The following is a 24,185-nucleotide window of genomic DNA, read 5'->3' on the forward strand; positions in this document are numbered from 1 at the left end:
ACATATGAAGCGTAATTCATAAGGAAGCCGATGCTTCAGATCGAGATCGAAGCTGTCTGGCGGTTTCGCCATGAAGGCAGTCCGCGCACCGCCGTCATCATGATCGGCGTGCTCAACGAGATCCGGAAGACCGGGAAGATCACGAGCGCGGCCAGCGATGCGCAGCTGTCCTACCGGCACGTCTGGAATCTGATCGAGCAGTGGTCCGAGTTCTTCGGCACGCCCCTGGTCGAAACCCGGCGCGGCAAGGGCTCGAAGCTGACGCCATTCGGCGAGCGGCTGGTGTGGGCCGGCGAGCGCATGCAGGCCCGGCTCGGACCGCAGCTCGAAAACCTGGCCCAGGAGCTCGCGAGCGAGATCAAGCCGTTCCTCGAACAGCGGCCTTCCGTGATCCGCGTCCATGCCAGCCACGGCTTTGCGGTCGCCAAGCTGCGCGAATTCCTCGATCGCGAGCCGGGCATCGGCGTCGATCTACGCTATGTCAGCAATCAGCATTCGCTGGTCTCGCTGGCGCAGGGCGCCTGCGACCTCTCCGGCCTGCATCTGCCGCATGGCGCGCTACGCGCCCAGGGCATCAAGGCCGCGCGCGAATGGCTCGATCCGCGCGAGGACCGCATCATCAGTTTTGTGACGCGCGAGATGGGTCTGATGGTCGCGCGCGGCAATCCGCGGCGGATCGCCTCGCTTGATGACCTCACCCGGCCCAACGTCCGCTTCGTCAATCGCGACCATGATTCCGGCACGCGCCTCTTGTTCGACCAATTGCTCGCCGCGCATAGCATCGACGAAAGCAGGATCAACGGCGCGCAGCAGATCGAGTTCACCCATGCGGCGGTCGCAGCCTATGTCGCGAGCGGCATGGCCGATGCAAGCTTCGGTGTCGAGGCGGCCGCCCGCCAGTTCGGCCTCGACTTCATCCGCATCCTCACCGAGGATTATTTCTTCGTCTGCAAGCGCGCCTTCCTTGAGACCGCGCCGATGCAACGCATCCTCGAGATCATGCGCAGCGCCGATTTTCGTGCCGCCGTCGCCACCCTGCCCGGCTACGTGCCATCGGATACCGGTACCGTGACCGGCGTGAAGGCGTTTCTGGAGATGCACGCGGTGCGATGACGAATGGCGCGCTCGCCTTGTCCACGACGGACAACAGTGGCAATCTGCCAAGCCAGAGCACAAGAGACATCATCATGTCGCGCGCGAGCGCCAAATCCCTTCCCCAGCTGAGCCTTCGCATCGACCTCGACGGCGAGGATCGGATCGGGCCCGGCAAGATCGAGCTTCTGGAGCAGATCCGCGCGCAAGGCTCGATCTCCGGGGCCGGCCGCGCCATGGACATGTCGTACAAGCGCGCCTGGGATCTCGTGGACGAGATCAACCGAATCTGCGGACATGCCGCGGTCGAGCCCCAGGCCGGCGGCAAGAACGGCGGCGGCGCAATGCTGACGCCGTTCGGCGAAAAGCTTGTGGCGCGCTACCGGAAGATCGAGCGCGACGCCGCACGCGCGGTGCACAAGGATCTGGAAGCGCTCAAGAGCGACATCGCACGTTCACGAAAATCCTCGTAGAGGTCAGTTGCGAGCGCAGCGCGCTGGAGGCGTGGTGGCACGTTGTCTCGGCCGTCGACACGCAGCCGGACATCGGATCGCATTTCGACAGCCTGCGAGACTCCGAACTATCACGTCCGGTCAGAAGACCGGCTCGTCCTTCAGTGCCGTGATCAGCTGCTCGCCCTGCGCCGTCAGGCGGTAGGTCACCAGCGGACGGCTCGATGGCGGCTTGCGGTCGGTCTCGACGATGTGGCCGCGCACCATCAGCGCTTCGAAGCTGCCATAGTAGCCGTACATGCTGATCTGGTTCTGCCCGAGCAGCTTGAACTCGCGCAGCAGGCGGATCTCGTTGCCCGAGAGCAGCGAGCGGCGGACGCGCTGCACGAAGCTCGCGCGCTGCTCGAACCAGGCTGGATCGGGCAGCTCGCGCGAAGACGGCGCGGCGTCACGATCGCAGGGCCGCGCTTCGACATCGGCTCGCACCGCCGGCGGCGACGGCATGCTGCTGCCGACCGCTTCCCTGGCGTCATCGAGCAACGCGATCGGCCAACGCCGCTTGTTGTCGACCATGACCGGCGGCGGCACGACATTGTCGCGCACCAGCTGCTCGAAGCGGCCGGCGGTCACGCCGACATAGGCGGCAGCGCGGCGGCGATCGACGAGACGGGCGTCCCGCCCGTGCTCCAGCTCGCAAGCGATATTCTCGTTCACCCCAAAATCCCCTGCCGCATCGTTGCGGCGCATCGCCGCGCGGGCCCGAAAGGGCCCGACGGCACATGACACTAGGGTGAAACCAGCGCTCTCAAAAGGCAGAGAAATTCGCACATGTTGCTGCCGTTTCGGCAACGGCTATAGTGCCGCCGGGGGTCCCATGCGCTTTCACTCACCTTCCATCCAATACTTCCATGCCGTCCGCCGCACCGGCTCGATCCGCGCCGCAGCGCGCCTCCTGAACGTCGCCTCGTCCGCCGTCAGCCGCCAGATTCTCAAGCTTGAACAAGAGGTTGGATCGCCCCTGTTCGAGCGGAATGCGCGCGGCCTGACCCTGACGACGGTCGGCGAGATGCTCGCCCGCCACGTCATGAACGTGCTCCAGGACCTCGACCGTTTCCGCTCGGACGTGGCGTCCCTGTCCGGCGCCTGGCACGGCACTGTCAGCATCGCCTGCATCGAGTCCATCACCGAGTCGGTGTTGCCGGATCTGATCGCCTCGCACCGGACCCGTGCCCGGCGCGTCAGCTTCACCGCAGAAATCATGGGATCGTCCGACGTGCTCGAAGCCTTGCGCCGGGGCGAGGCCGATATCGGCATCGCCATCGCGCTCAGGCATCCTCCGGATCTGCGGCAGGTCGCGCTGAAACGGTTTCGCCTCGGCGCGCTCGTTGCGCGCGAGCATCCGCTGGCGCGGCGCAAGACGGTGACGCTGGAGCAGTGTCTCGCCTTCCCCGTCATCCAGGCGCTGCCGGAGCTGTCGATCTACCATCTGCTCCAGCCCTTGATCGCGCAGCTCTCCGAGACGCCGGAGCCTGCGATCCAAGCCAACTCGATCGACCTGATGCGCGAGCTCGCCGCGCGCGGCGTCGGCGTCGCCTTCCAGACCCAGCTCGGCATCGGCCGGCTGTCGCGCGACGCACAGCTCGTGTTCCTGCCGCTCGACAATGCGGGAAGCCCGGTGTGGTCGGATCTCGGCATCTATGTCCGCGCCGAGCGCACCCTGCCGGCTTTCACCGAGTCCTTCCTCCAGGAACTCGTCCGCGAGCTCGGCGAGCGCGAACGGCGCGAGAACGCGGCCTATCCGCAAGGGGCGTGATGAAGCGCCGCTGTCGTTTCCGCTGGCACGGAGCCGGCGTCTCTGATCAGGCCGGGCCACGCCTTCAAGCGTGACCGTTCTCCTTGCGATGTCCGTTCTCGGAGAGGCGGTCGACCCAGGCGATGCCGATCGCGGAGATGATGAAGGTCAGGTGGATCAGCACCTGCCACATCACGCCGGTCTCGGTGAAGTTGCTGCGGGTGGTACCGAGATTGCCTGCCTCGATGAAGGTCCTGAGCAGCGAGATCGAGGAGATGCCGATGATCGCCATCGCCAGCTTGATCTTGAGCACGCTGGCGTTGACGTGACTGAGCCATTCCGGCTCGTCGGGATGGCCGCTCAGGTTGAGCCGGGACACGAACGTCTCGTAGCCGCCGACGATCACCATCACCAGGAGGTTCGAGATCATGACGACGTCGATCAGCCCGAGCACGATCAGCATGATCTGCTGCTCGCTGGCGTCGAACGAGTGCGCAACCAGGTGCCAGAGCTCTTTCAGGAACAGCAGCACATAGACGGCCTGCGCGATGATGAGGCCGACATAGAGCGGCACTTGCAGCCAGCGCGAGCCGAAGATCAGCTGGGCGAACGGGCCGATTTGCGGCTGCGGCGAAGGCGCGACCGAAGCTGCTTGGGGTTCAGACGACATGGATCACTCCCGGGACACAAAGGCAGGAAAACGAAAGCAGGACTTAGAGACTTGCGATAACCGGCGCGAGCTCGAGCGAGCCGCGATAGATCATCTCGATGGCGACGTAGACGATGATGGCGAGGCCGACATAGGCGATCCAGCGCTGCTTCTGAAGCACGCGGCCGAGCAGGTCGGCGGCGACGCCCATCAGCGCGACCGACAGAACCAGGCCGAAGACGAGGATGTAGGGGTGCTCGCGCGCCGCGCCCGCGACCGCGAGCACGTTGTCGAGCGACATCGAGACGTCGGCGGCGACGATCTGCAGCGCCGCCTGCCCGAACGTTTTCCGCGGCGCCGGCGCGGCGGTCGCCCCACCGGCATGGCTGAACGCGGGCCGGTTCGCATGCGCAGCCTGCTCGCGCAGCTCGCGCCACATCTTCCAGCACACCCACAGCAGCAGCACGCCGCCGGCGAGCAGCAGGCCGATCACTTGCAGGAGCTGGGTCGCGACGCCGGCAAAGACGATGCGCAGTACGGTCGCGGCGACGATCCCGACGACGATGGCGCGGCGGCGCTGATCGGCCGGAAGGCCTGCGGCCGCGAGACCGATGACGACGGCATTGTCGCCGGCGAGCACGAGGTCGATCACGACGACCTGCAGCAGCGCGGTTAGCGCGTCGGGGGTGATGAATTCAGTCATGTTCGATCATTTTTCGGTACGGACGGATCCAGCCAGTGCGGCTTGCGGCGCTCGATCCAGTCGAAGACCTTTGAGCGTGACGCACGCAGCGCCGGCACGTCCTCGGCGAGCAGCGCGAGGCCGAGCGGCAGCATCCAGATGCCGAGCACCGGCAGGAAGGACAGCACGCCACCGACGACGAGCAGCGCGCCCGAGGGAATCCGGACCCAGCGGCTGGACGGTTGCAGGAGATAGTCGACGCTGCTCGCAAGGCGCGGCGGCAGCCGCTGAACCAGCGCGTCAAGCCGCGGGTCGCCACCGGCCGGTTGACCGCTGGCGCCCTCGCCTCTCGTCCTTTGCTCGTCCGAAGCAGCACTCATGCTCACGCCTTCTCGGCGGCGCTGACGGCAGCCGGCCCGACCGGCTTCGCGCGCGGCAACACCAGCGTCAGCAGGCGCAACAGCTTGATCGCCTGCACCTCGTGCGGATGCACGTCCTCATCCGCAGCCGCGACGCGCTCCGACAGTTCGAGAAGATGAGAGGACAGCGACTGGTCCGAGACCGGCCGCAGCGTGTCGATCACCACATTGGCGAAATCAGGCTCTTCGAGCCGTTCGGCGAGCTCGTCGAACATCGAAAACAGGCGCTCCTCGCTGGTGTGCGGCGCCAAGCCGCGTTCCCTGATGAAGCGGATCACCTCATCGCGCTCGACCGGCGACACGCGCCGGTCGGCCACGGCGACCAGCGCACCGGCGATCACCAGCGCCACCGCAGCCTGCTCGTTGAAGCTGCGCGGCTCGGTGATCTCGAGTTCGATCGAGTTGGAAGTGTTGGCGTCAGACATCGTCGCTCCCTTATCTTGCGAAATGACCGCGCGGAGCTTCGATGGGGACGATTTGGTCGGAGAGAACTTAAGAGGGCCCGACGATCGGCCGATCCATCGCATTCGCGCGGGACAGGTCATCCGACATCGCGAGGTTTTGCTGACACAGTCAGCGTCCTCGCCAGAGGGGCCCGGATTCTTGTTCTCTCCGGATATAAAGCCCGGTGAGCCGGAATCAAGGTAACAAGAGTGCGACCAGCAGCCGCATCGGGGTTCCGTCCGCGCCGTCATTGCGAGCGCAGCGAAGCAATCCAGAATCCCTCCGCGGAAAGCGTCTGGATTGCTTCGCTGCGCTCGCAATGACGGAGTGTAGGCGCGAGCATCGGTCCTACCCGACGCGCTCCACAAGATGCGCGCGCGATGGTGACGGATCGAACCGGTCGCCGAAGTATTGCGTTTCGTGCGCCACTGATCCGTCGCGGAATTCCATGATGCTGACGACGTAGGACGGCACCCCGTCATAGGTCAGGATGAATTCGCTCACCCAGAGATCACCGCCGCCGACGATCCGCCGGACCGTGAAGCGCTTTCTGTTCGGCTGCACGAAGCGGCTCTCCTGAATGTTGCGGCGGCCGCGAATGCGCTCGCCGGACTGCGGATAATCGAGCACGGCATCCTCGCGATAGATGTCATGCTCGGCCTCGAAATCGTTTGCGTCCGAAGCGTCCCAATGATGCTGGAGCGCCGTCAGCCTCGCCTGATCGTCCATCGAGATCTCCCTCTTGCGGTTCCTGCTCTTTAGGTCGGAGCGCAGACAGACCGCGGCAAGGCGGCCTCGCAACGTCTAACAACGACTAACGTGCAAAAATGGGCCGCAAGGAGAATTTTTATCCCTACGGCAAGGCTTACGTCGAAACACCCGGCGAACGGGATTAGAACCACATTCCGACCCTCGTCGGCCGGACCAATGCCGGCCTGGAATGTGGATGATGCAGAAGAGAACCAACCCCGGCCGCCGCACTGGCCGCATGGGCGCGCGCCAGATCTACGAGGCGCTGCGCGACCAGATCATGTCGCTGGTCTACGGCACTGACGGCCTGCTGCCGTCATCGCGGGCGCTCGCGGACGAGATGGGCGTGGCGCGCTCGACCGTCACGATTGCCTACGAGCAGCTCGCCGCCGAAGGTTTTATCGAGACGCGCCATGGCGCCCGGCCGCGCGTGGCGCGCGCGGTGGTGGAGCGCGGACGCACGCGCGCGACGTCCCGGCCATCGACGCGCAAGGCACGGCTTTCGACCTTCGGCGAGCGGCTGCGCCAGGACCCGCCTCACTGGTCCGCGCCGCCGCGCGGGCTTGTCGCGAACTTTCGTTATGGCGAGCTGTCGCCGTCGGACTTCCCGGTGCTGGCATGGAAGAAGGCCGTGACGGCTGCCATGGCGCGCAAGCCCGAGCGGCTCGCCTATGACGATCCCTGCGGTGCGCTGCGGCTGCGGACCGCGCTACAGGGTTATTTGTGGCGATCGCGCAGCGTCCGCTGCGAGGTCGACCAGATCGTCGTCGTCAACGGCTCGCAGCAGGGCCTCGACATCTGCGCGCGCCTGCTGCTCGATGCCGGCGACCGCTTCGTGATGGAGGATCCCGGCTACCAGATGGCGCGGCACACTTTCGCGGCGACCGGCGCGGTCACGGTGCCTGTCACGGTCGATGCCGAGGGCCTTCAGACCGAACGGCTCGACGGCATCGCGGCCCGTCTCGCCTATGTCACGCCGTCGCATCAATATCCGCTCGGCGGCGTCATGCCGATCGGCCGCCGGCACCAATTGCTGGCCTGGGCCAGACAGAACGACGCTTACGTGATCGAGGACGATTACGACAGCGAGTACCGCTACGACACCAAGCCGATCCCGCCGCTGCATACGCTGGAGAACAGCGATAACGTGATCTATCTCGGCACAGTCTCCAAGACGCTCTCGCCGACCTTGCGGATCGGCTATCTCGTGGTGCCGCAGGCGCTGCGATCGCTGTTCGCTGCCGCCAAGCAGATCATGGACCGGCACACGCCGTTGATCGAGCAGGAGGCGCTTGCGGCGATGCTGGAGAGCGGCGCCTATGACAGCCATGTCAGGCGCGTGCGCCGGCGCAACGCCGAGCGGCAGCAGGCGCTGCTCGACGCCCTTCGCCGCCGCTTCGGCGATCGTGTCAGGATCGAGGGCGCGGCCGCGGGCCTGCATGTGGTGGCGTGGCTCGACGATGTGCCGCAGAAGCGCGAGGATGCATTGATCGAGGCGGCCCGCACCAAGGGCGTCGGCATCTATCCCGTCTCCGCGCTGTTCGCCGGCCCGCGCGGTGCGCGGAAGTCGGTCGGCCTTGTCATGGGTTATTCGGTGCTGGACACCGCGCAAATCGAACGGGGCTGCAGGCTCCTGGCGCAGGCGGTTGCCGAACTGGACTGATATAATCATATAAAACTGGCAGTTTCTTATAGTCCAGATTGCGGCTATCTCTGCAGTCAGAACGGAGACACGCCATGTACATTCCCCCCGCCTTTATCGACGACATCGAGAGCATCCGCGCGACCATCCACGCCTCCCGCCTTGCGAGCCTGGTCACGGCCACCACCGAAGGTCCGGTCGCCACGCCCTTGCCGCTGTTCCTCGACGAGAGCGAAGGCGAGCATGGCGTGCTGTACGGGCACGTAGCGAGGGCCAACCCGCAATGGAAGCAGCCGCCGATCGGCGATGCGCTCGCGATCTTCAGCGGTCCCGACGCCTATGTGACGCCGTCCTGGTACGCGACCAAGCAGGAGACCGAAAAGGTCGTGCCGACCTGGAATTACATCGCCGTGCATGCCTATGGCCCGGTGGAATTCTTCCAGGAGCCGGAGCGCCTGCTCGAAGCCGTGACGCGGCTGACCAAGAAGCACGAAGGCGCGCGTGCAAAGCCGTGGGCGGTCAGTGATGCCCCTGCCGATTTCGTCGCCGCGCAGCTGCGCGGGATCGTCGGCGTGCGCATCCCCGTGGTGCGGTTCGAAGGCAAGCGCAAGATGAGCCAGAACCGGCCCGACGCCGATCGCATCGGCGTCGCGCAAGGTCTCGCGGCAAGCGAGAACCATGGTGATCGCGAGGTCGCAGCCCTGATCCCGCTTCCGGTCTAGTCTCCGGTCTGCTTGCGCAGCCGCTGGGCGTATTCGGCGCCCCATCCGAGGCCGAGCGTCACGGAGATGAGCGAGCCGAGCAGCACGCCGAACTTCGCGGCGTCAAGCAGCCTGTCGTCGGTAAACGCGAGCATGGCGATGAAGATCGACATCGTGAAGCCGATGCCGGCCAGCAGCCCGACGAGGCAGACGCCGCCCCAGGATACGCCCGGCGCCAGCCGGCATCCACCCGCGCGCACCGCAAGCCAGGTCGCACCGATCACGCCGATCGGCTTTCCGGCGCAGAGCGCAAGCCCGATGCCGAGCGCCACGAATTGCGCGCCGCCAGTGAATTCAGTGCTCTTGAGGTCGACGCCGGCATTGGCAAGCGCGAACAGCGGCATGATTGCGTAAGCGACCCAGGGATGCAGCGCCGTCTCCACGCGGATGACGGGCGGCACTGTCTCGGGATCCGCCGAGCGGACCGGCGTGATCAAGCCGAGCACGACACCCGCAAGCGTCGGATGCACGCCGGCCATGAGGAAGCCTGCCCAGACGACGAGGGCTGGCAGGACGTAGGCAAAGGCCGAGCCGAAGCCGAGCCGTTGAAATCCCAGCGCCGTGAGAACACCGAGCAATGCAACAACAAAGCCGTTGAGATCGAGTCCATTGCTGTAGAACAGCGCGATAATGAGAACTGCGATGATGTCGTCGATGATGGCCAGAGCGAGCAGAAAGACCCTGATATTGGCGGGGATTGATCGTCCTAGCAGGGCGAGCACACCGACTGCAAAAGCGACGTCCGTTGCAGTTGGAATCGCCCAGCCTTGAATGCGGTTCGCGACGTTATTGAAGCTCAGGTAGATCAGCGCCGGGACGCCGACACCGCCGACGGCGGCCAGCACCGGCAGAATGGCCTGATCGAACCGGCTCAGCGCGCCCTCGTGGATTTCACGACGGACCTCCATGCCGACGACCAGGAAGAAGACCGTCATCAACGCGTCGTTGATCCAGAAATGCAGAGGTCTGACAAAGCCGAGCTCGCCAAGGCGAAGTGAAATCGGCAGGTTCCAGACGTCGTGATACGAATGGGCGAATGGCGAGTTGGCCCAGAGCAATGCGGCAGCCGCAGCTATCAGCAGCACGACGCCACTGACAGCCTCGACATGCAGGAATTGCTGGAGCGCCGTGAGCGCTCGCTCGACGAAAAACGGGGATCTGGGCAGGTGCCTGCCGGGCAGCTGATCGTTCATGGGCGCACGCATCCTGCGTGGCGGCCCGACCATCGCTTGACCTGTCGCTGCCCAATGCAGCGAGCACCCGGGGCCGTTCTATATCGTGCTGCGATTAACGCAACCCCCGCCCGCTGCCATCCGTGTCAGCGACGGCCGGAACCCCGACGCGGCGCGGATCGTTAGCGCTCCTCACGACACTTTGCAGATGGGAACTCCATGTGCCGCTGGATCGCATACCGGAGACGACCTCGTTCGAACCCCATGTCACCGAGCCCGAGCATTGCTTGATCGCGCAGGAGCATCCGCTCCGCACAAGCTTCGCCAACGAAAATGTCTGTTCTGAACTTGCTACGCCATAGGGGAATGCATGACTGACATCGCCTGGTGCGCCGGTTGCGGCCACAGCCTGGTCCCGATCCTGTCCGAGCAGGGCCTGACAACGCCGAGCTGCTTCTGGTGCGAGGGCATCGACGCGCGGACCATGGAGATGGCGAAGTGGGCGGACAGCCCGGCCGGCAAACCGGATCGGGCCGCGCCGCACTCCATTGATTGAGCCACGCTCTGCGTCAAGCCCTCGCCACCAGGCGTAGACCGAACACAGACGCGACGGTCGGGGCAGCAGCAGCGACCGGCTTTCGCATCGGCCGGCGCCGCGGGATGAAGAAGCTGTTGACGAGGATCGGCTCGTTGTCGCCAAGCGCGGTTCGCTCCTTCACCAGCCCGCTCATGACCAAGCGCATCTTGATGAGGTCCTGCGCCACGAAGCTGCAGTTCTCCTCGCGATTGATCTGCTCATGCATGATCGCTTCAGCCTCGCGCATGCTGACGCGGAGCGCTCTGATCGTTCTGCGGATGTCGTTGATGCGGTTGTCCATGGCTGCCTCTCCATCTCGGTCGCAACATAAGAACAAAACATGAACATATTGTCAATCGCCGTCCTGACGAATTGCGACGCCGCCCCCGATCCACAGAAGGCACAACTGCCCGCGCACTGGCGAGGCTTGCTGACAAATTAGACAAGTCGAGCCGCTCTCCTAGAAGCGCGAGGCGCTGGCGCTGCGCCGGACGGTCAAGCCAATCGGGCGATCTAACCTAGTGTGCAACCACCGGATTTTTTCCTGGCCGGGCTCGCCGCGTCACCGCGCGGGCCCCGTTTGCTGATCCGCAAACCAACTGGCCCAAAATTCGCAGTGACATTGCAAGCTGGCAATGGCGCAGAGCGGAGAACGTCATGAACGTGCATGCTGCGGGCGATCTCAGGACGACCGGCCTCACTCATCCGAATGGCGCGCCGCTCCGCCTCAACACCCGGGATTTTGTGGCGATCGATCGCGACCGGAATGCGAAGTTCGAAGCGACGTATCGTCCGCAAGCCCTCTACAACCGCGCCAACGAAGGCTTTCACGCCAACAACGAAACCTTCCTGCTGCACGAAGTCGCGACCAATCTGCCGATCTACCGCCCCGACACCGGCCCCACCGACTTCCATCTGCATCTGCCGCCGGGCGGGTTTCAGCTCGTGCTGGTCACCTCGGGCGCCTTCACCTTCGACTATGACGGTCGTTTCTATAATGTCGGCCCGGGCGCGGTGATGCTGCAAAGCGCGATCGTGCATCGCCAGCTGTTCTACACCTGGTCGGGCCTGTCGACCGAAGAGAATTTGAAGACGCCGCAGACGGTGGTGCCGGATCCGATCTCGATGGGCTATTCCGGCAAATTCCTCGAAGCCTTCATCACCGATCCCACCACCTTTCCGAATCCGACCATCGTCGGCCCGGATCAGATCGACGAAGCCGAGACGCCGCGCGTGGCCTGGAACCATCCTCTGCACGATCGCCCGGCCGATGGAGGCTTCTGGCTTCAGGATCCCCTCGCACTGGATGCACTGTTCAAGCCGCTCGTCGACGGCCCCATCAAATCCGCGTTGCCGGTCTATGTGCGCGATATCGGGATCGAGACTCCAAGCGGCCATCTCGTCACCGGCCACATCATCGCAACCGACCCGCGCGGCCACTCGCTCTTGCCAAAGAGCACGTCGATCGCCGCGGATGCCGACTGCTTCGCCAAGGGCGAGGTCGTGATCTATCGCGTCATTCGCGGCACGGCGGAATTCAGGAAGAAGGCCGGCGAGACCTTTGAGCTCGCGGCCGGCGATGTGGTGACGGCGGGCAAGGATTCGATCAGCCTCGTCGGCGTCGGCGAAAACACCCAGGTCCTGCGGCTCGGCCTGCTCAAAGGCATGAACGATCTTCGCAGCTGGACGCCGACACAACGCGACGAGATCGATGGCCTGGCCGGTCAGATCATCACGCAGAAGGACATTCGTCCCCTGCGCACCGAAGGCAAGCCGGTCGGCTATCTGTACACGTAGGCACGAGGCCGACGCAACGCATCCGGTTCTCTGCGCCGCAGGTCTTGTCTGCTGAAGAGAGCTTGCCCCTCGGCGAATGCTGCTGGTAGTTCATAGGCGATCGAGATGCGCCTGGAGCACCAGCTTCGCCCGTGAGCCCCGAAATCACCAGAACCTGCGGAAGCTGCACCGCCTGCTGTGATGGCTGGCTGCAGATCGAGGTGCGCGGTCACAAGGTACGCAAGGGGCAACCGTGCCCGTTCAGCATCGCCCAGTGCTGCTCGATCTATCCGGAACGCCCGCAGCATCCCTGCCGCGAATTCATCTGCGGCTGGCTGGTCGCGTCGAGCCCGCTGCCGGATTGGATGCGGCCGGATCAATCCAGCATGATCATGCTGGCCGCCAATTTCTTCTGGCGCGGCTTGCCGGTCGACGTTGTGGTGCCTGTCGGTGAGCAGCCAAAGAAGAAGGCGCTGGATTGGCTGACGCGATTTTGCGCCGAGAACAGACGGCTGCTCGTCTACCAGATCGGCGATGAGTGGTTCGCGTTCGGACCACCCGTGTTCCAGACCGACATCGCCAACCGTCTCGCGCGCGGCGAAACGCCGTGGGGCGATTGACCCAAGGCCCGGAAGCCGCTCGCCTTTTTGACACGGAACCAGTTCGGCGCACCACAATGCGTCAGATCGCCGCGCGACACGCTTTGTCGGGAATAGTTGCTGATCAGACACAGTCGGGCCGGAAAGCGAGCTAAACCACAAGAGCCCCGTTGTATATGGTATCTGGCATACATTAGCTTCCGCTTTATCCCGGGCCCATTGAGAGTCCGCGGCGATAGAGGGGAAACATGATGAGGAAGGCCTTTCTGCTCGGCACAGGCTTTGCGGCCCTTTGTGCAACCACGATTAGCCATCCCTTGAATGCTGCAACCATGGATGACGTCATTGCGCGCCTCGATGCGCTCGAGCGCAGCAACGCCAAGCTCGCGAAGGAGAACACGCAGCTTCGCGAACGCGTCAATCACATCGGCGAGTCGAAGGCCGCGGTGACAGCCGTCGCCCCGGCCTCGCCGAAGGGCAATCCGGTTCTGCACGCGGCGGTCGCGCCCTCACCAGCGCCTGCGCCTGAACACACCGTCGTCAGCATCGGCGGCGCTCCGCTCTACAGCAAGGCGCCCGGCGCCAATCCGTTCATCGACAACACGACCGTGACGCTCTACGGCCACGTCGACCTCTCGGGCGACATCTTCAATGCGGGCGTCTACGACCAGGGGACGAAATTCGGGGTCTCCAGCAACCTCACCTATTTCGGCGTTCGCGCGCGGCACAACCTCGATCCCTATGGCTATCCCGGATGGGCGGCCATCGCGCAATTCGAATCCCTTGTGGAAGTCGCGGCCGTTCCGACCGAGCGCGCAGCGTTCGGCACGCGCGACAGCTTCCTCGGCATGGAAAGCCCCTGGGGCACGATCAAGGCCGGCAAGGCGGACACGCCCTACAAGAAGGCGACGGCGAAGTTCGATCCGTTCTCGGCCACGCTCGGCGACTACAACTCGATCATGGGCAACACCGGCGGCGACCTCCGCGCCGAGTTCGATTGGCGCGCCGCGCATGCGATCTGGTATGAATCGCCGGTGTGGAACGGCTTCCAGGCCACCGTCATGCTATCGCCCGGACAGAACACGGCGAGGGACAACAGCGACTTTGCGCTCGGCGATTTCAACTGTCCTGCGACATCGTCGCGCGGCAGCGGCTCGGGCTTCCCGCTGACATCGGCGCCGGAAGGCTGCACCGACGGCTCCTACGGCAATCTCTACAGCGCGTCGCTGACCTACAATCAGGCCGGGTTCACGGGGGTCGCCGCCTACGAATTCCACGAAGGAACCAACCGAACCGGCGACGAGGCGGTGACACCCCTGAGCAACGGCGGCGTTCTGACCGTGCCGGCGGGCGCAGTCGGCATCGCCAACGAATGGGCAGCGAAAGTCGGCGCGGGCTACAAGTTCAACGACATGATCGGAAGCCTGCAGCTCTACGGCATCTACGAGATCATGCGCCGCGAGCACACGGTTGCCGCCTTCAACGAGCGCTCGCGCGACGGCTACTTCGTGAGCGCGACCCAGACGGTCGACAAATGGGACGTCAGCGCATCATGGGCTCACGCCAATGCGTCGCCTGGCTCGCCGGGCACCGGCGTCCTCAATGCCTATCCCACCCCCGGGGTCACGGTCTCCGCTCCAGCCGGTGCCGCCGACTTCGCGCTCAACAGTGTGGACTCAAGCGCAGACCAGTACGCACTCGGCGTGAAGTATCACTTCAGCCCGTTCGTGAGCTGGTACCTGGTGGGCAGCTATCTCCGCAACGGACCCGGCGCACATTACTGCCTCGGCGTCAGCGGACACGGCTACGGCGTTTGCGGACGCGACGCCAACAACAACGTCGTTGCCGGCAACAAGGCCGAAGCGGTCACCACTGGCATGACGTTCGACTTCTGACCGGAAGAGAAGACAGCGGGGAGCCGGTCGCGGCTCCCCGTCGTGAGCGCCTACTCCGCCGCCAGGCGCACGTGGCGCGCGGTCGGTGTGCGCATCGTCACCAGCTCTTCGGCCGCGGTCGGATGCAGCGCGATGGTCGCATCGAAATCGGCCTTGGTCGCCTTCATCTTCACCGCAATCGCGACCACTTGCGTGACCTCGGCGGCACCATCGCCGACGATGTGACAGCCAAGCACGCGGTCGGTCGAGCCATCGACGACGAGCTTCATCAGCACGCGGGTATCACGGCCCGACATCGTCGCCTTGATCGGGCGGAACGTCGTCTTGTAGATGTCGACGTGGCTGAACTGCGCGCGCGCTTCGGTTTCCGTCAGGCCGACGGTGCCGACCTCCGGCTGCGAGAACACCGCGGTCGGGATGGTGGAATGATCGACCTGCACCGTACGCTTGCCGAACACGGTGTCGGCAAAGGCATGGCCCTCGCGGATCGCGACCGGCGTCAAATTGTGGCGATGGGTGACGTCGCCGATCGCGTAGATGCTGTCGACCGAGCTCTTCGAGAAATGATCGACCGCGATACCGCCATTCCTGGGGTTGATGGCGACGCCGGCCTTCTCCAGGCCGAGATTGGCCACCGCCGGATGACGGCCGATCGCGAACATCACCTGGTCGGACGCGAGGCTCGATCCGTTCGACAGATGCGTGGTGAATTCCTCGCCATTGCGATCGAAATGGCGATCGACCCTGTTCACTGTGCAGCCGGTGAGAATGGTGATGCCCTGCTTCTCCATCTCGCTGCGGACGTGCGCACGGACGTCTTCGTCGAAGCCGCGCAGAATATTGTCGCCGCGATAAATCACGGTGACGTCGGAGCCGAAGCCGGCGAAGATGCCGGCGAACTCCAGCGCGATATAGCCGCCGCCCTGGATCACGATCCGCTTCGGAAGCTTCTTCAGATGAAATGCCTCGTTGGACGAGATCACATGCTCGATGCCCGGGATCGCCGCGCCGTGATTGGGCGCGCCACCGGTGGCGATCAGAATGTATTTTGCGGTGATCTTCCTGTCGTCTGCGAGCAGGCGAATGGTGTGCCTGTCCTCGATCAGCGCCCGACTCTTGACGATCCGCGCGCCCGACTTCTCGACGTTGGCCGTGTAGGCCGCCTCCAGCCGCGCGATTTCCTTGTCCTTGTTGGCAATCAGCGTCGGCCAGTCGAAGGTGGCGGACGGAACGGTCCAGCCGAAGCCGGCGGCATCCTCGAGCTCTTGACGGAAATGCGAGCCGATCACGAACAGCTTCTTCGGCACGCAGCCGCGGATCACGCAGGTGCCGCCCATGCGGTACTCTTCCGCGATCATCACGCGGGCGCCGTATCCGGCCGCGATGCGGGCGGCACGCACGCCGCCCGAACCGCCACCGATGACAAAGAGGTCGACGTCGAATTCAGCCATTGTCCACTCCGACCTCTTCAACCCGAACCGCGACGCGCTTTGGGGCTTCCTGATCAGCTATCCTGTCAGATAGGTATTGTCACATTTCCTTGCCACGCTTCTTCATCTCGGCGCGGAACGCGCTCGCGACGACCTCGGAGAAGTTCTGCGCCCACGCGTTCATGACCTGCATGCTGAGGCTGATGGCCTTGGGCTCGTTGGTGATCAGCTTCTGGCCGAGCGGCGACTTGTAGAACGCGACGAGATCCTTCAGCTCCTGCTCGGTGAACTCGCCGGCATAGACCCCCACCATGCCATCGCCGATCTCCTGCTCGCGGCCGGCAAGCTGCTTGGTGATGATCGGGGCGAGCTCGTTGAGATCCTTCTGATAGTTGAGATTCTGGCCGATCAGCGTGCCCTTGACCTTCTCCACCATGCCGGGCACGGCGTTGGCGTACATCGCGCTGGCGTTCTTCAGCGTCAAAATCTCCCTCGCCGCCGCAATCGACGCCGCAGAGGGTGCTGCCGGCTGCTGCGCGGTCGCAGGCGCTGCCCCCAGTGCGAGCGCGAAGGCGAGGCACGCAGCAGGCACGATCTTCAAAACACTCTTCATTCTAGTCTCCTTTCGGCTTTCGCCGTTCAATCACGCGAATTCCTTCGCCACCCGCCAAAACAGCCGAGCTGGCCAAGCCGATGAACAACCCATGCTCGACCACGCCGGGGATCGCGCTCAACGCCCTGGCGAGGCTGGGCGGATCCACAATACGTCCGAGCTGGGCATCGACGATCCAGTGGCCGCCATCGGTGACGAAAACGTGGCCATCCTTGTCCCCGCCCTTGGCCTTGCGAACCGCCATTTGCCCGGAAACGCCGCATTCCGCAAATGCCTTCTCGATCGCCCGACGCGTCGCGCCGAGCCCGAACGGAATGACCTCGATGGGCAGCGGAAAGCCGCCGAGCGTCGGCACCCATTTGGTGTCGTCGGCAATCACGATCATGCGATCCGAGGCGGCCGCCACGATCTTCTCACGCAGCAGCGCACCGCCACCGCCCTTGATCAGGTTGAGCTCGGGATCGATCTCGTCGGCGCCGTCGACGGTAATGTCGAGATGCTCGATCTCATCCAGCGTCGTCAGCGGCACGCCGCAACGCTCCGCATCGGCGCGGGTCGCCTCCGAGGTCGGCACGCCGATCACCTTGAGTCCGGCGGCGACGCGTTCGCCCAGCAGCTCGACAAAATGCTTGGCGGTCGAGCCGGTGCCGAGGCCGAGCTGCATGCCGTCACGCACCTCTTCCAGCGCGCGCGCCGCAGCCTGCCGCTTCAACTGGTCCATGTTCACGTTTGGGCTCGCCTCTCAAATCAGGAGTGCCGCAGGTATCGTCGGCCGCGGCGGGCCTATGTAGCCTCGTTTTTCCCCGGAGAACAGGGTCTGGGAACAGGCCTATAAGCCGATCTTATGATCCCGCCCCTTGCGCCGGTACGGCCGGGCCGTTAGCGCTGGGACCATGACCTCCCCCTACACCCTCGTCTTCGATCTCGACGGCACGCTTGTGGATACGGCGCCCGACCTGATCACTGCGCTAAATCACGTGCTCGACCGCGAAGGCCTGCCGCCGGTGCCGATGGCCTCGGCCCGCAACATGATCGGCGCCGGCGCCCGCAAGCTGATCGAGCGGGGCCTGGAGGCCGAGGGCCGCACGGTCACGCCGGCCGACATGGACCGGATGACGGCAGATTTCATCGCCTATTACGCCGACCATATCGCGGTCGAATCGCAGCCCTTCGAGGGGCTGCTGGACGCGCTCGACCTGTTTGCGGCTCAGGGCCATCGTCTCGCGGTCTGCACCAACAAGCTGGAATGGCTGTCGAAGCGGCTCCTGGACCAGCTTGACCTGAGCCGGCGGTTCGCGGCGATCTGCGGCGCGGACACTTTTGGGGTCCAGAAGCCCGATCCGACCATTTTCCGCGAGACCGTGGCGCGGGCCGGCGGCGAGGTCAAAGCCAGCATCATGGTCGGCGACGCCGGGACCGATGTCGGCGTCGCCCGGCGCGCCGGGGTGCCCGTGATCGGGGTCAGTTTCGGCTACACGGACGTGCCGATCGCCGATCTGAAGCCGGACCGGCTGATCCATCACATGCGCGACCTGCCGGCCGCCGCCCACAGCCTGATGACGGTTTCGGCGCCAGGCAAGGCCCTGATATAGCTGGGTTATTTCATGGAACCCCGCGTTAACCATCTATTAACTATGCGCGCTCCGCCGGTTGCTTGCCTCAGGCGACGCTCCTAAGGTCCGGACGGGGTAATGTGGCGGTTCGTCGCAGTAAAGTGGATGGTCATGCGTCGTGTCATCGCGATTGCGCTAGCGGGAGCGAGCCTGGGTGGCTGCTCCTCGATGTCTTGGGACATGTTCAAATCGGCACCGCCAACGGTCCAGGTCCGGCTCGAATCCAACCCCCCGGGGGCCGACGCCAGGACGTCGCTCGGACCGGGCTGCAAGACCCCCTGCTCGGTCTCGGTTCCCGCGCCGGAGGCTCCGTTCGCCGTCGACTACGCCCTCAATAAGTACCAGCCGACCAGCGTGCCGGTGAACGTGATCAAGAATCCCGGCGATTTCACCACGCCCGCCTCGGTGACCACCGATCCAAACCCGGTGTTCGCGGAGCTTCAGCCGGCGGTGCCGCCCAAGCCCGCGAAGAAGAAGCCGCACCGGCCGAAGAGGCCGAAACCGGCCGCAGCCGCACCCGCCGCGGCGCCGGCCGATGCTGCAGCGCCCGCAGCCGGTTCTGCGTTCCCCGATCCGAATGCGGGCAAGCGTTAATCCAAGCGTTGTCAATCCAAGCGTTGTTAATCTATGTATACCACCCGATTGTCCTCTGCCTGCGCGATGCTTAGATTGCGTCCGGAGCATCGCTGAAGCAAAGATGCGTCCGTCGCCGTAAGTGACCAGGCAGTTGGCAAGGCAGTTGGTATGAACGGATCTCCCGCGACCTCCCGCACCGCGCTCTCGAGCGCGATGACCGATCCGTTCGGGCGGACCATCACTTACCTGCGCGTCTCCGTCACCGATCGCTGCGATCTGCGCTGCTTCTATTGCATGTCGGAAGACATGACGTTCCTGCCCAAGGCCGATCTGCTGACGCTCGAGGAACTCGACCGGCTCTGTTCCGCCTTCATCGCCAAGGGCGTGAAGAAGCTGCGGCTCACCGGCGGCGAGCCGCTGGTCCGGCGCAACGTGATGTCGCTGGTACGTTCGCTGTCGCGCCATCTCGCCAGCGGCGCGCTGGGCGAGCTGACGCTGACCACCAACGGCACGCAACTCGCAAAACATGCCCGGGAGCTCGCCGATTGTGGCGTTCGCCGCATCAACGTCTCGCTCGACACGCTCGATCCCAGGAAGTTTCGCGAGATCACGCGCTGGGGCGAGATCGACAAGGTGCACGAGGGTATCGAAGCCGCGCGCGCCGCTGGCCTCGCGGTGAAGATCAACGCGGTGGCGCTGAAGAACCTCAACGAGGACGAGCTCCCCGATCTGATGCGCTGGGCCCATGGCAAGGGCATGGGCCTCACCCTGATCGAGGTCATGCCGATGGGCGAGATCGGTTCGGGCCGTATCGACCAGTACCTGCCGCTGTCGCTGGTGCGCGCGCGGCTCGCCCAGCAGTTCACGCTGACGGACCTCGCGGAAAGCACCGGCGGCCCGGCGCGCTACGTCAGTGTCGCCGAGACCGGCGGCAAGCTCGGCTTCATCACGCCGATGACCCATAATTTCTGCGAATCCTGCAACCGGGTGCGCATCACCTGCACGGGCACGCTGCACACCTGCCTGGGCCACGAGGATGCCTCCGATTTGCGCAAACCTCTGCGTGCATCCGACGACGACACGCTGCTTGCGGCTGCGATCGATCGCGCCATCGGGCTGAAGCCCAAGGGCCACGATTTCATCATCGACCGCCGCCACGACCGTCCCAGCGTCTCCCGGCACATGAGCGTGACCGGCGGCTAGTTGACCCGCCGACGCCCGGGCAATTTCCCTTAACTATCAGCAAACTTCCAATTGACGGACGGCACGCCCGCTGGTTTTGTGCGGCGGCCTCATGCCTGCGCGGCGAGACAAGCCGAGCGCGCCGAGTCGGCGCAGACAAGACGGCCGGGGCACAAGCGGGGAGGACCTATCATTGACAGCGCTCCTGAAATTGAGCGGCAGGATCGACGCGTTTACACGCTGGACCGGCAAGCGCCTGGCCTGGCTGATTCTGGTCGCCGTCATCATCTCGGCGGCAAATGCGATCGTGCGCAAGGCCTTCGACACCTCGTCCAATTCCTGGCTCGAGCTACAGTGGGTCCTGTTCAGCATCGTGTTCCTGCTGTGCTCATCCTGGACGCTGCTCGACAACGAGCACATCCGGATCGATATCGTCAACGCCATGCTACCGAAGCCGGTTCGCAACATCATTGACGTGATCGGACACCTTTTCTTCCTGATCCCGCTGACGGTCGTCATGCTTGTCACCGGCGTGCCTTTCTTCCTGCGCTCGTTCCAGATCAACGAGCAATCAGGCAATGCCGGCGGCCTCCCGCAATGGCCGGCCAAGTCACTCGTCATGATCGGCTTCGCGCTGCTGCTCGTGCAGGCCATCTCCGAGGTGATTAAACGGGTCGCCATCATGCGCGGCATGATTCCGGATCCGCACGAGTCGCAGATTTCGGCGCTGGAGGCCGAAGTCGAGCACCTCGTTGAAGCGATCGAAAAAAAGTAGTTGGCGAGCGGCCTTCGTAGGGAGATTCAATGACCGCGTTTATTATCGCCAATATGGCGCCGATCATGTTTGCGTCGCTGGTGTTCGTGCTGCTGCTCGGCTATCCGGCGGCGTTTTCACTCGGTGCCGTAGGCCTGTTCTACGCCGTGATCGGCATCGAGCTCGGTCAATTCCATCCGGACTTTCTCCAGGCCCTGCCCGAGCGCGTCTACGGCGTAATGAACAACGACACGCTGCTAGCTATTCCGTTCTTCACTTTCATGGGGCTGGTGCTGGAGCGTTCCGGCATGGCCGAAGATCTGCTCGATACGATCGGCCAATTGTTCGGCACCATCCGCGGCGGCCTCGCCTATGCCGTCGTTTTCGTCGGCGCGCTGCTCGCGGCCACGACCGGCGTGGTCGCCGCATCGGTGATCTCGATGGGCCTGATCTCGCTGCCGATCATGCTGCGCTACGGCTACGACCGCCGCGTTGCGACCGGCATCATCGCCGCGTCCGGCACGCTGGCGCAGATCATCCCGCCTTCGCTCGTTCTGATCGTGATGGCTGACCAGCTCGGCAAGTCGGTCGGCGACATGTACGAGGGTGCATTCATTCCGGGTCTCGTGCTCGCAGGCCTCTATGCCGGCTACGCTTTTCTCGTCAGCTTGATCTTTCCAAAAGCGGTGCCGGGTCTTCCGAAGGAGGCGATCGGCTTCCGGGAGGACAGCGGCAGCCGCGGCCTGACGTCGCTCGGCGTGCTGTTCCTTGCGAGCTGCGTCTTCGGCTGGTTCATGATGCGGAATTCGGAGACGCATGGCGCCGACTTCGTCGTGCTGAGCATGTTCTTCGGCATCATCTTCGCGTTCGCCGTCGCCGTCGTGAACTGGATCATCGACAAGCTCACGGGCTTCCGTTTCCTTTCGAAAATGGCGCAGCAGACTACCTTCGTGATGGTGCCGCCGCTGTTCCTGATTTTCCTAGTGCTGGGCACGATCTTCATCGGCATCGCTACCCCGACAGAAGGCGGCGCGATGGGGGCCGCCGGCGCCCTGATTCTCGGTGCCGCGAAGCGGCGGCTGAACTGGGACCTGGTTCGCCAGGCCACCGAATCGACGGCCAAGCTGTCTGCCTTCGTCGTTTTCATTCTGGTCGGCGCGCGCGTGTTCTCGCTCACCTTCTACGGCGTCAGCGGCCACGTCTGGGTCGAGCATCTCCTGACCTCGCTGCCCGGCGGTCAGATCGGTTTCCTGCTCTTCGTCAACGCCTTCGTGTTCGTGCTGGCGTTCTTCCTCGACTTCTTCGAGCTCGCCTTCATTGTAATCCCCTTGCTCGGCCCCGCCGCCGAGCATCTCGGCATCGACCTGATCTGGTTCGGCGTCATTCTCGGCGTGAACATGCAGACCTCGTTCATGCACCCGCCGTTCGGCTTCGCATTGTTCTATCTGCGCTCGGTCGCGCCGAAGGAGCGCTATAATGACCGCGTCACCGGCAAGCGCATGGAGCCGGTCACGACCGGCCAGATCTATTGGGGCGCGGTGCCATTCGTGGTGATCCAGGTCATCATGGTCGTGCTCGTGATCATGTTCCCGTCGATGGTGATGCACTACAAGGGCGTGCAGTCGACCGTCGATCCGAACACCATCAAGATCGAGATCCCGCAAATCGATCTGCCGCCACTCGATTTCGGCCAGCCACAGAAGTAGCTGACGCGGACCGTCTGGCCTCTGCGTTCCAGGGCAATCACATATGGGAGCGATTCCCGTGTGGCCATCCTTCGAGACGCCCGCCGTTGGCGGGCCCTCAGGATGAGGACCGGGTGTGCGGCCGTAGTTTTGACGAGCACCGATGCCGCTTAGCCTCATCCTGAGGAGACCGCGAAGCGGTCGTCTCGAAGGACGAGGCGCGCACTCAGCGGCGTGACAAGCGCCGGAAACGCAGGCATACCGGGCCATCCTCCAACAATGGACCGCCCCGCATGTCCCGATCGCTCCCTGCCCCATCGTTCGTTGGTTCGTTGATCGCGTCGCTCTGGCTGGCATGCGCCGCAACCGTCGCGCATGCCGCGCCGGTGGCGGATGTCCATACACTGGCGCAGAAGGAGCAGCAGCCGCTGCTCGACACGCTGCGCGATCTCGTCAGCATCGAATCCGGCAGCAAGGATGTCGAGGGCCTGAACCTGATCGCAGGCCGCGTCGCCGACCAGCTCAAGCAGATCGGCGGCACGGTGGAGATCCTGCAGCCCACCGACATCTATCGCCTCGACGACACGCCGGAGAAGATCGGCCCGGCCGTGCACGCCGTCTTCAAGGGCACCGGAGCTAAGAAGATCATGCTGATCGCCCATATGGACACCGTGTACCTGAAGGGCATGCTGAAGGACCAGCCGTTCCGCATCGACGGCGACAAGGCCTACGGCCTCGGCATTGCCGACGACAAGCAAGGCGTCGCCCTCATTCTCCACACCGTGGCGATGCTGCAGAAGCTCAACTTCAAAGACTACGGCACGCTCACCGTGCTGACCAATGGCGACGAGGAGATCTCCTCGCCCGGCTGGCGCAGCACCATCACCAAATTCGCCGCCGATCAGGACGTCGTGTTCTCGTTCGAGGGCGGCGGCACCGACGGCACGCTGCGGCTCGCCACCAGCGGCATCGGCTCGGCCTATCTCACGGTGACCGGCAAGTCCTCGCATGCGGGCGCGCGGCCGGAGGGCGGCATCAATGCGCTCTATGAGCTCTCGCACCAGGTGCTGCAGATGAAGGACCTGTCAAAGCCCGAGCAGGGCCTGAAGCTGAACTGGACCGTCTCCAAGGCCGGCACCAACCGCAACGTGATCCCCGCCGAGGCCACCGCCCAGGCCGATGCGCGCGCGCTCAAGGTCGCCGATTTCGACGAGCTGGAGAAGGCGCTGCAGGACAAGATCAGGAATCGCCTGCTGCCCGATTCCAAGGTCGAGCTGAAGTTCGAGGTGCGCCGTCCGCCGCTGGAAGCCAACGACGCCTCGCGGCATGTCGCGGCCTACGGCAAGACGATCTATCAGGAGCTCGGGATGCCCCTCAAGGTCGACGAGAAGGCGACAGGCGGCGGCACCGATGCCGCGTTTGCCGCGCTCAAGACCAAGGGCGCCGTGGTCGAAGGAATGGGCCTGTCGGGCTTCGGCGCGCATTCCAACGATGCCGAATATGTGAAGCTCGATACCATCGTGCCGCGTCTCTACCTGACCACGCGAATGATCATGGATCTGTCGACCGGCAAGCTGAAACAGCCGCCCCTTCTTCCTTCTCCCCTTGTGCTATGGGATGCCCGAAAGTG

26 protein-coding genes are annotated in these 24,185 nt (G+C 64.4%); 15 read left to right on the plus strand and 11 right to left on the minus strand.

Annotation, left to right across the window (positions count from 1 at the left end):
- Window positions 1-30 precede the first annotated feature (30 nt).
- Window positions 31-1,113: a substrate-binding domain-containing protein gene (locus tag FXB38_RS22445; RefSeq protein WP_148753154.1), complete on the plus strand. Its 1,083-nt coding sequence runs from the start codon at window positions 31-33 to the stop codon at window positions 1,111-1,113.
- Between the two features lie 74 nt (window positions 1,114-1,187).
- A complete protein-coding gene (locus FXB38_RS22450) occupies window positions 1,188-1,565 on the plus strand; it encodes a winged helix-turn-helix domain-containing protein (protein WP_148753155.1) in 378 nt (125 codons plus the stop codon).
- Window positions 1,566-1,685: 120 nt separating this feature from the next.
- Here the strand turns inward: FXB38_RS22450 and FXB38_RS22455 are convergent, their stop codons facing one another.
- Window positions 1,686-2,258: a hypothetical protein gene (locus FXB38_RS22455; RefSeq protein WP_148753156.1), complete on the minus strand. Its 573-nt coding sequence runs from the start codon at window positions 2,256-2,258 to the stop codon at window positions 1,686-1,688.
- A 160-nt stretch (window positions 2,259-2,418) separates the two neighbouring features.
- Here FXB38_RS22455 and FXB38_RS22460 point away from each other — a divergent pair, with 160 nt between their 5' ends.
- A complete protein-coding gene (locus FXB38_RS22460; protein WP_148753157.1) occupies window positions 2,419-3,357 on the plus strand; it encodes a LysR family transcriptional regulator in 939 nt (312 codons plus the stop codon).
- A 64-nt stretch (window positions 3,358-3,421) separates the two neighbouring features.
- Here FXB38_RS22460 and FXB38_RS22465 read toward each other — a convergent pair whose 3' ends face one another.
- The 5 genes from FXB38_RS22465 to FXB38_RS22490 all read right to left on the minus strand — a co-directional run bounded on the left by FXB38_RS22465 (window position 3,422) and on the right by FXB38_RS22490 (window position 6,259).
- Window positions 3,422-4,006 carry a TIGR00645 family protein gene (locus FXB38_RS22465; protein ID WP_148753158.1) on the minus strand — a complete coding sequence of 195 codons (585 nt, stop codon included), beginning with the start codon at window positions 4,004-4,006 and terminating at the stop codon, window positions 3,422-3,424.
- A gap of 43 nt (window positions 4,007-4,049) precedes the next feature.
- Window positions 4,050-4,688, minus strand: a complete 639-nt coding sequence (locus FXB38_RS22470; protein WP_148753159.1) for a TerC family protein — start codon at window positions 4,686-4,688, stop codon at window positions 4,050-4,052.
- Window positions 4,685-5,047, minus strand: a complete 363-nt coding sequence (locus tag FXB38_RS22475; RefSeq protein WP_187435061.1) for a hypothetical protein — start codon at window positions 5,045-5,047, stop codon at window positions 4,685-4,687. The genes FXB38_RS22470 and FXB38_RS22475 overlap by 4 nt, the downstream gene beginning before the upstream one ends.
- A 2-nt stretch (window positions 5,048-5,049) precedes the next feature.
- Entirely contained in the window at window positions 5,050-5,511 is a 462-nt protein-coding gene (locus FXB38_RS22480; protein ID WP_148753161.1) for a TerB family tellurite resistance protein, read from the minus strand.
- 367 nt (window positions 5,512-5,878) lie between these two features.
- On the minus strand, window positions 5,879-6,259 hold the full coding sequence (locus tag FXB38_RS22490) for a nuclear transport factor 2 family protein (RefSeq protein WP_148753163.1): 381 nt from the start codon (window positions 6,257-6,259) through the stop codon (window positions 5,879-5,881).
- A 217-nt stretch (window positions 6,260-6,476) separates the two neighbouring features.
- On the opposite strand from FXB38_RS22490, the gene pdxR reads away from it, so the two are divergent.
- Together pdxR and FXB38_RS22500 are read left to right on the plus strand one after the other, a co-directional pair.
- Window positions 6,477-7,943, plus strand: coding sequence for a MocR-like pyridoxine biosynthesis transcription factor PdxR (gene pdxR / locus FXB38_RS22495; protein ID WP_430640184.1), 1,467 nt, complete (start codon window positions 6,477-6,479; stop codon window positions 7,941-7,943).
- Between the two features lie 74 nt (window positions 7,944-8,017).
- Window positions 8,018-8,644, plus strand: a complete 627-nt coding sequence (locus tag FXB38_RS22500) for an FMN-binding negative transcriptional regulator (RefSeq protein WP_148753165.1) — start codon at window positions 8,018-8,020, stop codon at window positions 8,642-8,644.
- On the opposite strand, the gene nhaA is transcribed toward FXB38_RS22500, so the two are convergent.
- The gene (gene nhaA, locus FXB38_RS22505; protein WP_148753166.1) at window positions 8,641-9,876 is read right to left on the minus strand and encodes a Na+/H+ antiporter NhaA; all 1,236 of its coding nucleotides are present in this window, start codon (window positions 9,874-9,876) and stop codon (window positions 8,641-8,643) included. The genes FXB38_RS22500 and nhaA overlap by 4 nt on opposite strands.
- 349 nt (window positions 9,877-10,225) lie before the next feature.
- On the opposite strand from nhaA, the gene FXB38_RS22515 reads away from it, so the two are divergent.
- Window positions 10,226-10,411 (plus strand): hypothetical protein, encoded by a 186-nt coding sequence (locus tag FXB38_RS22515; protein ID WP_148753167.1) that lies wholly within the window; start codon window positions 10,226-10,228, stop codon window positions 10,409-10,411.
- A 13-nt stretch (window positions 10,412-10,424) separates the two neighbouring features.
- On the opposite strand, the gene FXB38_RS42905 is transcribed toward FXB38_RS22515, so the two are convergent.
- On the minus strand, window positions 10,425-10,733 hold the full coding sequence (locus tag FXB38_RS42905; RefSeq protein WP_246230037.1) for a hypothetical protein: 309 nt from the start codon (window positions 10,731-10,733) through the stop codon (window positions 10,425-10,427).
- 356 nt (window positions 10,734-11,089) lie between these two features.
- Between FXB38_RS42905 and FXB38_RS22525 the strand changes: the two genes are divergently transcribed.
- The 3 genes from FXB38_RS22525 to FXB38_RS22535 all read left to right on the plus strand — a co-directional run bounded on the left by FXB38_RS22525 (window position 11,090) and on the right by FXB38_RS22535 (window position 14,702).
- Window positions 11,090-12,229: a glucuronate isomerase gene (locus tag FXB38_RS22525; protein WP_148753168.1), complete on the plus strand. Its 1,140-nt coding sequence runs from the start codon at window positions 11,090-11,092 to the stop codon at window positions 12,227-12,229.
- 131 nt (window positions 12,230-12,360) lie between these two features.
- The gene (locus FXB38_RS22530; RefSeq protein WP_148753169.1) at window positions 12,361-12,828 is read left to right on the plus strand and encodes a hypothetical protein; all 468 of its coding nucleotides are present in this window, start codon (window positions 12,361-12,363) and stop codon (window positions 12,826-12,828) included.
- 227 nt (window positions 12,829-13,055) lie between these two features.
- Window positions 13,056-14,702, plus strand: a complete 1,647-nt coding sequence (locus tag FXB38_RS22535; protein WP_148753170.1) for a porin — start codon at window positions 13,056-13,058, stop codon at window positions 14,700-14,702.
- 50 nt (window positions 14,703-14,752) lie between these two features.
- Here the strand turns inward: FXB38_RS22535 and gor are convergent, their stop codons facing one another.
- From gor to rpiA, 3 genes are all read right to left on the minus strand, one after another.
- Window positions 14,753-16,153: a glutathione-disulfide reductase gene (gene gor, locus FXB38_RS22540; RefSeq protein ID WP_148753171.1), complete on the minus strand. Its 1,401-nt coding sequence runs from the start codon at window positions 16,151-16,153 to the stop codon at window positions 14,753-14,755.
- Window positions 16,154-16,232: 79 nt separating this feature from the next.
- Window positions 16,233-16,745: a DUF2059 domain-containing protein gene (locus tag FXB38_RS22545; RefSeq protein WP_148753172.1), complete on the minus strand. Its 513-nt coding sequence runs from the start codon at window positions 16,743-16,745 to the stop codon at window positions 16,233-16,235.
- 1 nt (window position 16,746) lies between these two features.
- Window positions 16,747-17,472 carry a ribose-5-phosphate isomerase RpiA gene (gene rpiA, locus FXB38_RS22550; protein WP_148753173.1) on the minus strand — a complete coding sequence of 242 codons (726 nt, stop codon included), beginning with the start codon at window positions 17,470-17,472 and terminating at the stop codon, window positions 16,747-16,749.
- A gap of 166 nt (window positions 17,473-17,638) precedes the next feature.
- Here rpiA and FXB38_RS22555 point away from each other — a divergent pair, with 166 nt between their 5' ends.
- The 6 genes from FXB38_RS22555 to FXB38_RS22580 all read left to right on the plus strand — a co-directional run.
- Window positions 17,639-18,337, plus strand: coding sequence for an HAD family hydrolase (locus tag FXB38_RS22555; RefSeq protein ID WP_148753174.1), 699 nt, complete (start codon window positions 17,639-17,641; stop codon window positions 18,335-18,337).
- Between the two features lie 132 nt (window positions 18,338-18,469).
- Window positions 18,470-18,952, plus strand: coding sequence for a hypothetical protein (locus FXB38_RS22560; RefSeq protein ID WP_187435062.1), 483 nt, complete (start codon window positions 18,470-18,472; stop codon window positions 18,950-18,952).
- A 150-nt stretch (window positions 18,953-19,102) separates the two neighbouring features.
- Window positions 19,103-20,137, plus strand: a complete 1,035-nt coding sequence (gene moaA / locus FXB38_RS22565) for a GTP 3',8-cyclase MoaA (protein ID WP_148753176.1) — start codon at window positions 19,103-19,105, stop codon at window positions 20,135-20,137.
- A 172-nt stretch (window positions 20,138-20,309) separates the two neighbouring features.
- Window positions 20,310-20,891, plus strand: a complete 582-nt coding sequence (locus tag FXB38_RS22570) for a TRAP transporter small permease subunit (RefSeq protein ID WP_148753177.1) — start codon at window positions 20,310-20,312, stop codon at window positions 20,889-20,891.
- A 29-nt stretch (window positions 20,892-20,920) separates the two neighbouring features.
- On the plus strand, window positions 20,921-22,576 hold the full coding sequence (locus FXB38_RS22575; RefSeq protein WP_148753178.1) for a TRAP transporter large permease: 1,656 nt from the start codon (window positions 20,921-20,923) through the stop codon (window positions 22,574-22,576).
- Window positions 22,577-22,848: 272 nt separating this feature from the next.
- Window positions 22,849-24,185, plus strand: a 1,337-nt coding sequence (locus FXB38_RS22580; RefSeq protein WP_148753179.1) for a M20/M25/M40 family metallo-hydrolase, incomplete at its 3' end; no start/stop codon positions are given.

Source organism: Bradyrhizobium cytisi (assembly GCF_008123515.1).
Classification (GTDB): domain Bacteria; phylum Pseudomonadota; class Alphaproteobacteria; order Rhizobiales; family Xanthobacteraceae; genus Bradyrhizobium; species Bradyrhizobium cytisi.